11 protein-coding genes and 2 tRNA genes are annotated in these 14,696 nt (G+C 60.9%); 4 read left to right on the top strand and 9 right to left on the bottom strand.

Annotation, left to right across the window (positions count from 1 at the left end):
• The first annotated feature begins 120 nt into the window (after positions 1-120).
• Complete coding sequence (gene pgi / locus SB822_RS16895; RefSeq protein WP_007585913.1) at positions 121-1,743, top strand: glucose-6-phosphate isomerase; 1,623 nt, start codon at positions 121-123, stop codon at positions 1,741-1,743.
• A gap of 75 nt (positions 1,744-1,818) precedes the next feature.
• On the opposite strand, the gene SB822_RS16890 is transcribed toward pgi, so the two are convergent.
• Complete coding sequence (locus tag SB822_RS16890) at positions 1,819-2,505, bottom strand: ABC transporter ATP-binding protein (RefSeq protein ID WP_035539346.1); 687 nt, start codon at positions 2,503-2,505, stop codon at positions 1,819-1,821.
• A gap of 1 nt (position 2,506) precedes the next feature.
• Between SB822_RS16890 and SB822_RS16885 the strand changes: the two genes are divergently transcribed.
• Positions 2,507-3,235, top strand: a complete 729-nt coding sequence (locus tag SB822_RS16885; RefSeq protein ID WP_407671763.1) for an arylesterase — start codon at positions 2,507-2,509, stop codon at positions 3,233-3,235.
• A gap of 141 nt (positions 3,236-3,376) precedes the next feature.
• On the top strand, positions 3,377-3,718 hold the full coding sequence (locus tag SB822_RS16880; RefSeq protein ID WP_007585909.1) for a hypothetical protein: 342 nt from the start codon (positions 3,377-3,379) through the stop codon (positions 3,716-3,718).
• Positions 3,719-3,818: 100 nt separating this feature from the next.
• Here the strand turns inward: SB822_RS16880 and SB822_RS16875 are convergent, their stop codons facing one another.
• The 8 genes from SB822_RS16875 to tig all read right to left on the bottom strand — a co-directional run bounded on the left by SB822_RS16875 (position 3,819) and on the right by tig (position 13,027).
• On the bottom strand, positions 3,819-5,747 hold the full coding sequence (locus SB822_RS16875; protein WP_410855210.1) for a SurA N-terminal domain-containing protein: 1,929 nt from the start codon (positions 5,745-5,747) through the stop codon (positions 3,819-3,821).
• Between the two features lie 98 nt (positions 5,748-5,845).
• Positions 5,846-5,922, bottom strand: a tRNA-Asp gene (locus tag SB822_RS16870).
• A gap of 41 nt (positions 5,923-5,963) precedes the next feature.
• Positions 5,964-6,039: transfer RNA gene (locus SB822_RS16865), tRNA-Val, on the bottom strand.
• A 70-nt stretch (positions 6,040-6,109) separates the two neighbouring features.
• On the bottom strand, positions 6,110-6,382 hold the full coding sequence (locus SB822_RS16860) for an HU family DNA-binding protein (protein ID WP_007585907.1): 273 nt from the start codon (positions 6,380-6,382) through the stop codon (positions 6,110-6,112).
• Between the two features lie 375 nt (positions 6,383-6,757).
• The gene (gene lon, locus SB822_RS16855; RefSeq protein WP_007585905.1) at positions 6,758-9,175 is read right to left on the bottom strand and encodes an endopeptidase La; all 2,418 of its coding nucleotides are present in this window, start codon (positions 9,173-9,175) and stop codon (positions 6,758-6,760) included.
• A 183-nt stretch (positions 9,176-9,358) separates the two neighbouring features.
• The gene (gene clpX, locus SB822_RS16850) at positions 9,359-10,630 is read right to left on the bottom strand and encodes an ATP-dependent Clp protease ATP-binding subunit ClpX (RefSeq protein ID WP_007585899.1); all 1,272 of its coding nucleotides are present in this window, start codon (positions 10,628-10,630) and stop codon (positions 9,359-9,361) included.
• Positions 10,631-10,837: 207 nt separating this feature from the next.
• The gene (gene clpP / locus SB822_RS16845; protein ID WP_007585897.1) at positions 10,838-11,497 is read right to left on the bottom strand and encodes an ATP-dependent Clp endopeptidase proteolytic subunit ClpP; all 660 of its coding nucleotides are present in this window, start codon (positions 11,495-11,497) and stop codon (positions 10,838-10,840) included.
• A 183-nt stretch (positions 11,498-11,680) separates the two neighbouring features.
• Positions 11,681-13,027: a trigger factor gene (gene tig, locus SB822_RS16840; protein WP_079485708.1), complete on the bottom strand. Its 1,347-nt coding sequence runs from the start codon at positions 13,025-13,027 to the stop codon at positions 11,681-11,683.
• Between the two features lie 523 nt (positions 13,028-13,550).
• Here tig and SB822_RS16835 point away from each other — a divergent pair.
• On the top strand, positions 13,551-14,696 hold the full coding sequence (locus tag SB822_RS16835; protein WP_079499551.1) for a glycerate kinase: 1,146 nt from the start codon (positions 13,551-13,553) through the stop codon (positions 14,694-14,696).

Genomic DNA, 14,696 nt, shown 5'->3' with positions numbered 1-14,696 from the left:
CGAGACACGCCGCCGCGCATCCGGCGACCGTACCGCTCAGCCAACCGCGCGTCTGCAGATCACCCCCGGCACGCCCGATGCGCGGCCGGCCATTCGTTTTCCTTCGTTAGACGGACGGTTATGACTCTCAACTCGCTCCCCGCCTGGAACTCGCTGCAAACACACTACGAACAGATTCGCGATGCGCGCCTGCGCGACTGGTTTGCACCCGAGAACGATCCCGCGCCGACGCGCGCCGAACGGTTCACCCTTGCCGGCGGCGGTCTCGCGGCCGATTTCTCGAAGAACCGCATCACCGACGAAACGCTGAAGCTGCTAGTGCAACTCGCGCGCGAAGCCAACGTCGAAAAACGCCGCGACGCGATGTTCGCGGGCGACATCGTCAATCCGACGGAAGGCCGCGCGGTGCTGCATACGGCGCTGCGCGCCAGCAATCCGAATGCGCCGTTCTACGGCAAGATACAGGCCGAGCGCGCGAAGATGGCCGCGTTCGCCGACAAGGTCCGCAGCGGCGAATGGAAGGGCTATACGGGCAAGCGCATTCGCTATGTCGTGAACATCGGTATTGGCGGTTCGGACCTCGGGCCGAAGATGGTCGTGCATGCACTGCATCACCTCGCCACACCAGACATCACCACGCACTTCGTATCGAACGTCGACGGTGCGGACCTGTATCGCGTGCTGACCGAGATCGATCCGGAAGAAACGCTGGCCATCATCGTTTCGAAGACATTCACGACGCTCGAAACGATGACCAACGCCAATTCGCTGCGCGACTGGTTCGTCGAGAAAGGCTGCCCTGAAAACCAACTGGCGAAGCACTTTGTCGGCGTATCGGCGAATCCCACCGAAGTCGTCAAGTTCGGCATCGCGCAGGAAAACGTGTTCGAGATGTGGGACTGGGTTGGCGGCCGCTATTCGCTGTGGTCGGCCGTGGGCCTGTCGATCATGATCGCCGTCGGTCCGAAACAGTTCGACGAACTGCTCGCAGGCGCGAACGAGATGGACGAGCATTTCCGCAGCGCGCCGCTCGATCGCAACCTGCCCGTGCTAATGGGCATGATCGGCATCTGGTATCGCAACTTCTTCGGCTCGCAAAGCTATCTGGTCGCGCCGTATTCGGAAGCACTGCATTTCCTGTCGTCGTACCTGCAGCAGCTCGAAATGGAAAGCAACGGCAAGCAGGCGTGTCTGGACGGCTCGTTCGTCACCTACGATACATCCGCCGTCACGTGGGGCGAGCCGGGCACGAACGGCCAGCACGCGTTCTTCCAGATGCTGCACCAGGGTCCGACCATCGTCCCGATCGATTTCGTCGCCGTGCTGACACCCGAGCACCCGCTTGTTTCGCATCATCCGAAGCTGCTGGCGAACTGCTTCGCGCAAAGCGAAGCACTGATGCTCGGCCGCACGCGTGAAGAAGCCGAAAAAGTGGCCGGACCGAACAAGGCGGAACTCGTGCCTCACATCATGTTCCCGGGCAACCGTCCCACCACCACGCTGCTCGTCGATGCCCTCACCGCCCGTTCACTCGGCGCGCTGATCGCGCTGTACGAACACAAGGTGCTCGTGCAAGGCACGGTCTGGAACATCAACTCGTTCGACCAGTGGGGCGTCGAGCTGGGCAAGATCCTCGGCAAGGTCGTCGAGGCGGATATCACCAGCGCAAGCCTGGACGAGAAGAAGCACGACTCGTCGACGTCGGCATTGATCGCGCGGGCACGCGCGGCACTGAAGCGCTGATCCCCGTCGTTCAGCGGCGTGAATGCAAACGGGCCTTCAACTTGAAGGCCCGTTTTTTTACGTCACACTGTGTGATCAGATCAGGCGCCCTGCTTCGATCGTCACTGTCGTATCGCAGCGGCGCGCAAGCTCCACGTCATGCGTAACCAGCACCAGCGTCGCACCGTTCGCGCGATTCATCTCGAACATCAGATCAATGACGGCATGTCCCGTAGCGGCATCGAGGCTACCCGTCGGCTCGTCGGCGAACAGGATGGCGGGATGCGTGGCGAACGCGCGGGCAAGCGCCACGCGCTGCTGCTCACCGCCCGACAGCAGCTTCGGGTAATGCCGCATGCGCTCGCCGAGGCCAACCTGCGTCAACAGCGTCCGCGCGCGCGCGTGAATCTCGCGCGCCGACAGCTCGCCCTGCAGCTCGAGCGGCAGCGTGACGTTTTCGAGCGCGGTCAGATGCGGCATCAACTGGAAGGACTGAAACACAAAGCCGACGGAACCATTGCGCAGCGCGGCGCGGCCGTCTTCATCGAGTTCCGTCAGTTCGCGGCCGAGCAGACGAACCGACCCCGAGGTCGCGCTGTCCAATCCGGCAAGCAGTCCGAGCAGCGTAGACTTGCCGGAGCCCGACGCGCCGACGATCGCCACGCGGCTGCTTGCCTGAATCGACAGGTCGATGTTGTCGAGGATCGTCAGCTCACCCGTCGCATCCTTAACCCTCTTGCATAAACCCCGCACTTCGATGACTGGATCGGTTTTCTTTTGCATGGTGAAGCGTAGGTTGAAAGTACGCGCCGTTGCGTCGATCACGGCGCTGACTGCGGCGTATTTTCCCATCGTGTTCGCCGCGACTTTTTCTGCGTCCGCTCAGGCCGCCGGCAACGCCACCGCGGCCGCTGCCATGGCAAACCCCACAGGCAGCAATACGCAACAGGCGAAGCCGACGATCATCGTGCTCGGCGACAGCCTCTCCGCCGAGTACGGCCTGCCTCGCGACACCGGCTGGGTTTCGCTGATGCGTCAGCGTTTGTCGAGTGAGCGAATCGATTATAACGTTGCCAATGCGAGCATCAGTGGCGACACGACAAGCGGCGGGCGCGCCCGCCTGCCTGCGTTGATGCAGCGGCTCAAGCCCGCCGTCGTGATCGTGGAGCTCGGCGCCAACGACGCGCTGCGCGGCGTCCCGCTCGACACCACGGAAGACAATCTCCGCACGATCATCGAACAGGCGCAGCAAGGCCACGCGAAAGTTCTGCTCGTCGGCATGTACGTGCCGCCCAATTACGGCCCTGACTACACGCAAAAGTTCCACGGGCTCTACGGCCAGCTATCGAAGCAGTTGCGCGTGCCACTCGTCCCATTTCTCCTTGCTGGGATCGAAGACAAGCCGGACATGTTCCAGTCCGATCAGATTCATCCGACCCAACAGGCACAGCCCCTGCTACTGGACAACGTGTGGTCAGCGCTGAAGCCGCTGCTCCGCACCTCGTCTCAGTGAAAGTGAAAGCGCCATTAGGTGTTACAGCGCGCTAACAGCTTGTTTCCGAATGATGGGAACGTGATCACCCATGGTCGATCAGACAGGTTCGTCTGAATTCGACAACCGGCTCCATGTGAGCGATTTCTGGAAGGAGATAACGTGAAATACTTACCGATTATCGCTATGGCCGTCGCCATTTCCGCTTGTGCCGCGCAACCGCCGGCCGGTGTGCAATCGGTTGGCACCAGCCAGCAGCCGCCGAAGGTCGTCGGCCAGTGCATTGCCAAGAAGTGGGCTGACAAGACCCAGCAGCAGGTCGTTGCACAAGATACATTGGCCAACGACGCAGCGATGGACGTTTACGTACCCGGCCAGCAGCCGCCGAACGGCGCGGCTGCCGTCGTGCGGCCGAACTATCAGGGCTCCGGCACCTGGGTTGGCTTCCGCGCCGCGGGCGGCGCCGGCAGCGACGCAACGGGCGATATCAGCGCCTGCCTGTAATCCTTCCCAACGCTTCTCGCAAAGCAAAAAGCCCCGCATCGTGCGGGGCTTTTTTTGTGGCGGATCAAGAAGCCGCACGCATGCGGCTCCCTGGACCGGCTTATTCGCCTGATTGCGGGTTGTCGAGCGAACCGTACATCTTCACCTTCGACCGCGTGCGCACCGCATCCAGGTACGACTCGGCTTCAGCCTGCGCATTCACCGAAGCGATTTGCTGCTGCGCCGACGCCAGACGCTGCGCATCGGTCGGCGCGGGTTGCACGACAGCGTTCACGCGATAGATCGCATAGCCGTCTGCGCCGAGGTCGACGCCGACGTACGCCGGCAATTTCTGCGCATCGACCTTGTAAATTGCGCTCAATGCGGCGGGCGGCACACCTTGCGCGTCGCTGCGGGACACCTTCAGCGCGGACGAGAAACCCTGCGTCGACTTCGACTTCTGCAGGTCCGCCAGCTTCGCCTCGCCTTCCTTGCGCGCGAGATCGGCAGCCTGCTGCGCGACCACTTTCTGACGCACGGCATCCTTGACGGCGGCGAGCGCGGGCACGGCGGCCGGCTTGTAGTCGGTCACGTGTGCCGCGATGAGCGTGTTGTTGCCGACGTCGATTGCCTGCGTGTTGTTGCGGTCCTTCGCCGAATCGTTCGCAAACACGGCCGCGAGGAATTTCGGGTTGTTGAGCGGGCTATCCGGCGGCAACGCGCTGCTCGGCTGCGGCGTAACCGTCGCCGTCTGGATCTGCAGCTTGTATTTGTCCGCGGCCGGTTGCAGGCTCTTCGACTGTTCGTAGACGGTCGACGTGAAGCCTTCCGAATCGTCGCTGAATGCCTTCGTGGCGAGTTGCGCCTTGAGATCCTTTGCGATCGAATCCTTCACTTCGTCGAACGGCTTCGTCACCGACGGCTTAACGTCCGTCACCTTGACGATGTGATAGCCGAAGTCCGACTGGATCAGATCGCTGATCTCATCCTTCTTCATCTTGAAGACGGCGTCGTCGAAAGCCTTGCCGCCCGCGATCATGCCCGGGCTGAAGTAGCCCAGATCGCCGCCCTTCGACGCCGAACCCGGGTCCTGCGAATCCTGCTGCGCAAGCTGCGCGAACTGGTCGGGATGCGCCTTGATCTGCGCGAGGATTTCCTGCGCTTTCTGCTTTGCCTTGTCCTTGTCGGCGGCGCTCGCGTCTTTCGGCGCCGAGATCAGGATGTGGCTCGCGCGCACTTCACCCGCCGTGCGGTAGTGGGCGATGTTGTCGTCGTAGTACTTTTTGAGATCTGCGTCGCTCGGATTCGCCGATGCCGCGATCGTCGCGGGCGACATCACGAGATACTGGATCGTGGCCGTCGCGGGCGTCGCGAAGTCGTCGCGATGCGCATCGTAGTACGCCTGAATTTGCGCATCAGTCGGCTGCACCTTCGACTCGTACTCCTTCGAGCGGAACGCGAGACCCTGCACTTCGCGCTGCTGCTCGGCGAGTTCGGTCAGATGCTGCGCGAGCGTCTTCGGCGTGAACGAGGTCTGCGTGATGGCTGCGGGCAACTGTTGCATCGCCATGCTGTAGCGAACCTGCTCCTGGTATTGATCGGGCGTGATGCCCTGCATCGCAAGGAGTTCTTTGTATTTGTTCAGGTCGATCGAGCCGTCGGGATTCTTCAGCGAGCCGATGACGGGATCGGCCATCAGCGCGCGACGCAGTGCATCGTCTGACACCGTCAGATGCAGACGTTGCGTCTCATCGGCGAGCACGCGTTGCTGGATCAGCCCATCGAGCATTTCCTTGCGGCGCTCCGGCGTGTCGAACATCTTCGGGTCGAACTGTGCGCCGAGCATCTGACGCGCGCGGTCCATCTGCTGACGCCACGCGTTGTCATACTCGCCGCGGGTGATCTTGTGTCCGTTGACGCTAGCGACATTCGCGCTCTCGTCAAAGAAGCCACGGAAGCCCTGGATACCGACAAAACCCAAACCCGGCAGGATGCCCAGGATGAGCATCAACATCATCAGACGTTGGTGATTGCGAAAGAAATCGAGCATGCTTGAGGAGGCAAAAGTCGGATGCCAAAAACGGAACGCCCGATAGTACAACAGCGGGCAATAAAAAAGGCGAACCGGAGTTCGCCTTTCTAGGATACTGGCGGAGTGGACGGGACTCGAACCCGCGACCCCCGGCGTGACAGGCCGGTATTCTAACCGACTGAACTACCACTCCTTATGCTGCATACACTGCAGCGTGTCACTTCGATCTGGAACTGGTGGGTGCTGAGAGGCTCGAACTCCCGACCTACGCCTTGTAAGGGCGCCGCTCTACCAACTGAGCTAAGCACCCGCTCCGAGATCGCCGCTGCCTGACGCTTGATGCCGACTCGCATCGACATATTCATCAAGCAGCGAGCCCATTAGTTTAACGCATCCTTCAGAGCTTTGCCAGGCCTAAATTTAGGGACCTTGGCTGCCTTGATCTTGATTGCGGCGCCCGTGCGCGGATTGCGCCCCGTGCGTGCCGTGCGCTTGCCAACGGCAAACGTGCCGAAGCCGACCAGCGTGACCGAACCACCCTTTTTCAACGTGCCTTTGACACCACCGATCACGGCATCCAACGCGCGACCTGCTGCCGCTTTCGAAATGTCGGCTTGCTGCGCGATGTGATCGATCAATTCCGTTTTATTCATTCCAAGCCCCCGAGAATGTAGTTGGCCAATCATGAAAGCGCTTATGCGCCCGGTTATATACGGCACGGCAGAATTTGCCGGCCACTCATTAGAATGGGCCGAAACCCTTGTGTCAAGCGGGATTGAGCCTGATTCGAGGGGGTCGTCGAGGGTCTGTCGATGACAAAGTCTTGCAAGGTGATCGATGCGGATGCAACCAGTTTGCCACGTGTCTCCGTGCGTCCTGGATAGCGGGTGAATTGCTCTATCGACGGCTAATGATTAAACGTTTGCGTCCCTTGCGCGAGCAATAAAAAAACCCGCGGACCAGGCCGCGGGTTCTTGTTCGCTGAAAACTGAGTGAGCCGTTAAGGCGCTCAGTACTTTGCGTTTGGCTTAGTGCTTCACGACATCGCTTGCGCCTGAGTCTTTCGACTCACCAACGGGCGCAGCCGCCTTCGGCTCTTCATCCGGCAGCGGAGCCGGACCATGTTCCAGCGCCAGTTCCAGTACCTTGTCGATCCAGCGGACGGGCACGATCTCGATCGCGTTCTTCACGTTGTCCGGAATCTCCGTCAGATCCTTGACGTTTTCTTCCGGGATCAGCACGAGCTTGATGCCGCCGCGATGCGCTGCCAGCAGCTTCTCCTTCAGCCCGCCGATCGGCAGCACTTCGCCACGCAGCGTGATTTCGCCCGTCATCGCGACATCCGCGCGCACGGGGATACCCGTGAGCACCGACACCAGCGCCGTCGTCATCGCGATACCGGCAGACGGACCGTCCTTCGGCGTCGCGCCTTCCGGCACGTGGATGTGGATGTCCTGCTTCTCGAACGCTTCGTCCTTGACACCGAGACGGCGCGAACGCGAACGCACCACCGAACGCGCGGCTTCGACGGATTCCTTCATCACGTCGCCGAGCGAACCCGTACGGATCACGTTGCCCTTGCCCGGCATCACGGCCGCTTCGATCGTCAGCAGATCGCCGCCCACTTCCGTCCACGCGAGACCCGTGACCTGGCCGGTCTGGTTTTCCTTCGCGGCCAGACCGAAGTCGTACTTGCGTACGCCGAGGAACGTGTCGATGTTCTTGCCGTCGACGGTGACTGCCTTGTCCGCCTTCTTCAGCAGAAGCATCTTCACCACCTTGCGGCAGATCTTCGAAATTTCACGCTCGAGCGAACGCACGCCCGCTTCACGCGTGTAGTAACGAATGATGTCGCGGATGGCGGTTTCCGTGACGTCGATCTCACCGGGCTTCAAGCCGTTGTTCTTCTTCTGCTTCGGCAGCAGATAGCGTTGCGCGATGCTGACCTTCTCGTCTTCCGTGTAGCCCGACAGACGGATCACTTCCATCCGGTCGAGCAGCGGCGGCGGAATGTTCAGCGAGTTCGACGTCGCGACGAACATCACGTCCGACAGGTCGAAGTCCACTTCGACGTAGTGATCGGCGAACGTGTGGTTCTGTTCCGGGTCGAGCACTTCGAGCAGCGCCGACGACGGATCGCCGCGGAAATCCATGCCCATCTTGTCGACTTCGTCGAGCAGGAAGAGCGGATTGCGCACGCCGACCTTGGTCAGGCTTTGCAGGATCTTGCCCGGCATCGAGCCGATGTACGTACGACGGTGGCCGCGAATCTCGGCTTCGTCACGCACACCACCCAGCGCCATGCGCACGAACTTGCGATTCGTTGCGCGCGCAATCGACTGGCCCAGCGACGTCTTGCCGACGCCCGGCGGCCCGACGAGGCACAGGATCGGCGCCTTCACCTTGTCCACGCGCTGTTGAACCGCGAGGTACTCGAGAATGCGTTCCTTCACCTTCTCGAGACCGAAGTGGTCTTCGTCCAGCACGCGTTCGGCATTCGAGAGGTCGTTGTTGACCTTGCTCTTCTTGCGCCACGGCAGGCCGATCAGCGTGTCGATGTAGTTGCGCACGACGGTAGCTTCCGCCGACATCGGCGACATCAGCTTGAGCTTCTTCAGCTCGGCGTCGGCCTTCTTCTTGGCTTCCTTCGGCATGCGCGCAGCGGTGATGCGCTTCTCGAGCTCTTCGAGATCCGCACCCTCTTCGCCTTCGCCCAGTTCCTTCTGGATGGCCTTGACCTGCTCGTTCAGGTAGTACTCGCGCTGGCTCTTCTCCATCTGACGCTTGACGCGTCCACGGATGCGCTTTTCGACCTGCAGAATGTCGATCTCGGCTTCGAGTTGCGCGAGCAGATGCTCGAGGCGCTCGATGACTGGGAACATTTCGAGGATCTGTTGCTTCTGGTCGAGCTTGAGCGGCAGATGCGCAGCGATCGTATCGGCAAGACGCCCGGCTTCATCGATACCCGACAGCGACGTCAGAATCTCCGGCGGGATCTTCTTGTTCAGCTTCACGTACTGATCGAACTGCGACACGATCGCGCGACGCAGCGCTTCCGTTTCAGCGCTATCGGCGTGGTCGGGCTCGAGCGGCATCACTTCGCACGAGAATTGCGTTTCCTGCTCTTCGATCGACAGCGTCTTTGCGCGCTGCAGACCTTCGACCAGCACCTTCACGGTGCCGTCGGGCAGCTTGAGCATCTGCAGGATGTTGGCGATACAGCCAACTTCGTACATGTCCTTTTCGGTCGGCTCGTCTTTGGCCGCCGTTTTCTGGGCAACAAGCATGATGTGCTTGCCACCTTCCATTGCGGCTTCCAACGCCTTGATCGACTTCGGGCGACCCACGAAGAGCGGGATCACCATGTGTGGGAAAACGACTACGTCGCGCAGCGGGAGCAGCGGGAGTGTGACGCGTTCCGGCGGGAGGAGTTGGGTTCCTGACATTTCATTTCCCCATGAGTGGAATCAGTTTGTTCGATAGTTGAGGCCGACAAAAAAGATTGCAAGCCTTCGCGTGTGGGAAAAGTTCAGTGACTCCAGAAAAACAGTCCATCCTGACGACACGATAAACGAAAAAAGCCGTTCACGTCGCCATGAACGGCTTTTTTTCAAAAATCGGGAAGCCGATCAATTCGAACCCGCAACCTTTGGCGCGTCTTCGTAGATCAGTAGCGGCTTTCCGTCACCATCAATAACATTGTCGTCAATAATGACTTTGCTGACGCCCTTCATTGTCGGCAATTCGTACATGACGTCAAGCAACGCCTGTTCCAGGATCGAACGCAAGCCACGTGCGCCCGTCTTACGACGGATCGCCTTGCGGGCGATGGCTTGCAGCGCGGCCGGACGGATCTCCAGCTCGACGCGTTCCATGTTGAACAGCTTGTGATACTGCTTGATGAGCGCGTTCTTGGGTTCGACCAGAATCTTCATCAGCGCGACTTCGTCCAGCTTGCCGAGCGTCGCCACGACGGGCAGACGTCCGATCAGTTCTGGAATCAGGCCGAATTTGATGAGATCTTCCGGCTCGACTTCGCGCAGCACTTCGCCTGCATCACGATCCTGCTTGCTCTTGACACTCGCGCCGAAACCGATCCCCGTTTTCTCCGTACGGTCCACGATCACCTTTTCGAGGCCATCGAACGCACCGCCGCAGATAAACAGGATGTTGGTCGTATCGACCTGGATGAAATCCTGGTTCGGATGCTTACGGCCACCTTGCGGCGGGACCGACGCCATCGTGCCTTCGACCAGCTTCAGCAGCGCCTGCTGCACGCCTTCGCCCGACACGTCACGGGTAATCGACGGGTTGTCGGACTTGCGGCTGATCTTGTCGATTTCGTCGATATAGACGATGCCACGCTGCGCCTTGTCGACTTCGTAATTGCAGTTTTGCAGCAGCTTCTGAATGATGTTCTCGACATCCTCGCCGACATAGCCGGCTTCCGTCAGCGTGGTTGCATCGGCAATCACGAACGGCACGTTCAGAAGGCGTGCAAGGGTCTGCGCGAGCAGCGTCTTGCCGGAGCCGGTCGGCCCGATCAGCAGGATGTTGCTCTTCGACAGCTCGATGTCGTCCTTCTTGTCGAGATGTTTCAGGCGCTTGTAGTGGTTGTAGACCGCAACCGCGAGAATTTTCTTCGCGCGTTCTTGCCCGATCACGTATTGATCGAGAATGTCGCGGATTTCCTGAGGACTGGGCAGGTCGGACTTGGACAGGCCCGTTTCCAGACCCGCGCCCGCTGCTTCGTCGCGAATGATTTCGTTGCACAGGTCGATACATTCATCACAGATGAATACCGACGGGCCAGCAATCAGTTTTTTAACCTCGTGCTGGCTTTTGCCGCAGAACGAGCAATACAACAGCTTCTCGCTGTTAGAACCTTTTTTGTCCGCCATAGATGTGTGAGCCTCCGGACACTCGAATGACATGATACGCCGTTTGCCCACCTCGTTCAGTTCGGGGCGGGACGGATGCGCAAAAGCTGTGACGGCGTTTGCCGCAGGCGTTCAGACGGGTCTTATTATTTCACAAGGTTTCGCGCCGGCGCTCCTCCCCCAATTTGGAGAAAAAGCGCTCCGGATCAGCCATGTTTCAGCGATTGTTTACGGACGCTTGTGCAGCACCTGGTCGACGAGGCCATAAGCCTGCGCATCGTCACCCGACATGAAGTTGTCGCGGTCCGTGTCGCGCTGGATACGCTCCACGGGTTGACCGGTGTGGTGCGACAGCAACTGGTTCAGGCGCTCCTTCAGGTACAGGATTTCGCGTGCCTGAATTTCGATGTCCGATGCCTGGCCGCGCGCGCCGCCCAGCGGCTGGTGAATCATCACGCGTGCGTTCGGCAGCGCAAAACGCTTGCCCTTCGCGCCCGCTGCCAGCAGGAACGCGCCCATGCTGGCCGCGAGGCCCATGCACAGCGTCGAGACGTCCGGCTTGATGAATTGCATCGTGTCGTAGATCGCCATCCCTGCCGACACCGAGCCGCCCGGGCTGTTGATGTAGAAGCTAATGTCCTTGTCCGGATTTTCGCTTTCGAGGAACAGCAACTGTGCGATCACGAGGTTCGCAGTCTGATCGTTCACTTCGCCAACCAGGAACACCACGCGCTCCTTCAGCAGGCGCGAGTAGATGTCATACGAACGTTCACCGCGGCCGCTCGTTTCGACGACGATCGGCACGAGGCCGAGCGCTTGCGCTTCGAGATCCCGATCCCGCGACGACTGCGAGGTCAACGTGTCCAGCATTTGAGCGCGAAAGGTCATGCAATGGATCCTTGTCAGGAAATGTTCTGATAATCGGTTCTGGACAAGTAGGTGCGGCCGCGCGTTTCTTCAAGAGCCAAAACGGCCGACGAGCGTTCTTTTAGCATAATCGGCCGTGCTCATATGGAAAAACGGCGTGCAGGCCGTCGCTCGGACAGCCAGCACGCCGTTACAGCGATGCTATTACGCTTGCGCCGTTGCGCTTGCCAGCTCTTCGAAGCTCACTTCCTTGTCCGTCACCTTCGCCTTGCTCAGGACGAAATCGACGACGTTGGACTCAACGACATACGCTTCCATCTCGGCAAGACGCTGCTGGTTCGAATAATACCAGCGGACGACTTCCTTCGGGTCTTCGTAGCTCTTCGCGAATTCATCGACTTCCGCGCGGATCTGTTCCGGCTTGGCCTGCAGCTCGTTGGCCTTGACCAGCTCGGCCAGCACGAGGCCCAGCTTGACGCGGCGCTCTGCCTGCTCGGCGAACATTTCTGCGGGGATCGGTGCGTCCTTTGCGTTCGGCACGCCGCGTTGCGTGAGGTCTTGACGCGCCATTTCGACGAGGCGCTCCTGATCCTGCTCGACCAGCGCTTTCGGCACGTCGAGTTCGGAGATCTTCAGCAGCGCGTCCATCACCTGGTTCTTCACGACAGCCTGCGTGCGGCGCTTCGCTTCGCGCTCGAGGTTGTCACGGATTTCGGCGCGCATCTTCGTCAGATCGCCGTCTTCGATGCCGAGCGACTTCGCGAATTCGCCGTCGATTTCGGGCAGATGCGGCCACTCGATCGTCTTCATCGTGATGGTGAATTGCGCGGTCTTGCCGGCGACTTCCTTGCCGTGATAGTCCTCGGGGAACGCAAGGTCGAATTCCTTCGACTCGCCGACCTTCAGGCCAAGCGCGGCCTTTTCGAATTCCGGCAGCATGCGGCCTTCACCCAGGACAAACGCGAAGTCGTCCGCGCTGCCGCCCTGGAATGCTTCACCGTCGATCTTGCCGACGAAGTCGACCGTCACGCGGTCGCCGTCTTTCGCAGCCGTGTCCGCGCCGCCGTCGCCATGCTCGCCGGATTCGCCGCGAGCGTGGTAGTGCACGCGCTGCTTGCGCAGGATGTCGAGCGTGCGGTCGATTTCAGCGTCGCTGATGGTGGTCTTCGTGCGTTCGATTTCAGCCGTCGCGACGTCGCCCAGCTTCACTTCCGGGTAAACCTCGAAGGTCGCGTCGAATGCGTAGTCGCCTTCAGTCGCGTCCGTCTTCGGGCTGAAGCTCGGCTGGCCAGCGACGCGCAGGTTTTCCGCGCGGCTGATGTCGAAGAACTCCTTGCCAACCTTGTCGCTCAGCACTTCGGCTTCCACCTGACCCGCGTACTGCTGCGTCACCATCTTGAGCGGCACCTTGCCCGGGCGGAAACCCGGCATGCGCACGTTCTTCGCGAGTTGACGGATACGCGAATCCACTTCCTTCTGCACAGTGTCTTTCGGCAGGGAAATCGTCACGCGGCGTTCGAGCTTGCCGAGGTTTTCAACAACGTTAGCCATGGCTTCAATCGTCCTAAAATTATTCGAGCGAATCAGTTATCTTGTGTGCGCCGCCTGTCGATGTCCGCTTTGCGTCGTGCGTTCGACACTGCGCGTTGCATTCGCTTTTGCGCGGGTCGCCGCTACGCTTCGCTCAGTCACGGGTGACATCGATCGCGTGCCTCTCGCCGCGGGCTGTGAGGCCGCCGGCAGCACAGTTTGGGTCAGAGAGCCAAATATTTTAGCAAACTATTTGCGCGGCTAGCCGGATTCGCTGTTTCGCGATTGTTTGTGGCTTGCGAAGCTCGATTCCGACCGTCATTCGAACGATTCCAAACGCGCCTGCGATGCGTCTCGGTCCGCGACAGCTGTGAATCAAAGTCAATTCTGCCTATACCTTCCGGTATATTCAGTCGCGCGTCGCATGCTGATAAGCTTCACCACATCCTGATACGCCGCTGCCGCGTGCATAGGCGTTCCGGGCGCTTCATCGCATCGCGGCGAGCACAGCGATGCCTACTCATAGCAAATCATCAGAGACACCATGCCGAATACGTCGTCCGCGCCTATCGTCGTCATCGCCCCTGACTCGTTCAAAGGTTCGCTCTCCGCGGAGCAGGTCGCGCAATCCATCGCGACGGGCATTCTGCGCGCGCGGCCCGACGCGACGATCCGTGTCTGCGCAATGGCCGACGGCGGCGAAGGCACGCTCGACGCCATGCTCACCAGCGGCGGCGAACGCCGCATGCTCACGGTGCGGGGCGCGGCAGGCCCTGCGCGCGAAGGCGTGACGGGTCTGCTCGCCGACGGCAGCGCGATCATCGAAACAGCGGAGGTCGTCGGCATCACCGACCCCGTCGGCATGGGCGTTCCCGTGGAAAAGCGCAGCACGCGCGGTATGGGCGAAGCCATCCGCTCGCTGCTCGACGCGGGTGTGCGGCGCTTCTTCGTCGCGCTCGGCGGCAGCAGCACGAACGACGGCGGCGCGGGTTTGCTGGTCGGTCTCGGGCTCAAGCTATTCGATGCGCAAGGGCATGAACTCGACGCGACGCCCGAACAACTTGCTCAACTGGCGCGCGTCGACGCATCGGGCCTCGATGCCCGTCTGCGCGAGGCAACGTTCGTCGGCATGTCGGATGTCGACAACCCGTTGACGGGCGATCACGGTGCAACGGCAGTCTTCGGTCCGCAAAAAGGCGTAAAGCCGGAGCAGGTCGCGACGATCGACGCCGCCCTCGCCCGCTTCGCCGACCTCGTCGAGCCGGCCATGAACCGTGTCGCGCGCAACCAGCCGGGTGCGGGCGCGGCGGGTGGACTCGGTTTCGCACTGCATATGCTGGGCGCCGAATTCGAGCCGGGCGCGGAAGTCGTTGCGCGACAGATCGGCCTCGACGCAGCGCTCGAAGGCGCCAACTGGCTCATCACGGGCGAAGGCCGCTCCGACGTGCAAACGCTGCACGGCAAGGCGCCCTTCATCGCCTGCCGGCATGCGCGCGCCGCGGGCGTGCCGGCCACGCTGCTCTCGGGCGCTGTCGACCCAGCGGCGCTGCCAAAACTCGCCGAGCATTTCAGCGGATGCTTCTCGCCCGCCCCCGGCCCGATCACGCTCGAAGTAGCGATTCGCGACGCAGCGACCTTGCTTGCGAACGAAGCCGAACAGATGACGCGACTCAGGTTTGGCCCGCGTTGA

The sequence above is a fragment of the Paraburkholderia sp. SIMBA_054 genome, assembly GCF_046534875.1.
Taxonomy (GTDB): domain Bacteria; phylum Pseudomonadota; class Gammaproteobacteria; order Burkholderiales; family Burkholderiaceae; genus Paraburkholderia; species Paraburkholderia hospita.
This window is presented reverse-complemented; position numbering and strand designations above follow the sequence as displayed.

Bases quoted from the DNA above. Each gene is read 5' to 3' on its own strand.
- pgi (WP_007585913.1), top strand. From the start codon at position 121: ATGACTCTCAACTCGCTCCCCGCCTGGAACTCGCTGCAAACACACTAC.
- SB822_RS16890 (WP_035539346.1), bottom strand. From the start codon at position 2,505: ATGCAAAAGAAAACCGATCCAGTCATCGAAGTGCGGGGTTTATGCAAG.
- SB822_RS16875 (WP_410855210.1), bottom strand. From the start codon at position 5,747: ATGCTCGATTTCTTTCGCAATCACCAACGTCTGATGATGTTGATGCTC.
- SB822_RS16860 (WP_007585907.1), bottom strand. From the start codon at position 6,382: ATGAATAAAACGGAATTGATCGATCACATCGCGCAGCAAGCCGACATT.
- lon (WP_007585905.1), bottom strand. From the start codon at position 9,175: ATGTCAGGAACCCAACTCCTCCCGCCGGAACGCGTCACACTCCCGCTG.
- clpX (WP_007585899.1), bottom strand. From the start codon at position 10,630: ATGGCGGACAAAAAAGGTTCTAACAGCGAGAAGCTGTTGTATTGCTCG.
- clpP (WP_007585897.1), bottom strand. From the start codon at position 11,497: ATGACCTTTCGCGCTCAAATGCTGGACACGTTGACCTCGCAGTCGTCG.
- tig (WP_079485708.1), bottom strand. From the start codon at position 13,027: ATGGCTAACGTTGTTGAAAACCTCGGCAAGCTCGAACGCCGCGTGACG.
- SB822_RS16835 (WP_079499551.1), top strand. From the start codon at position 13,551: ATGCCGAATACGTCGTCCGCGCCTATCGTCGTCATCGCCCCTGACTCG.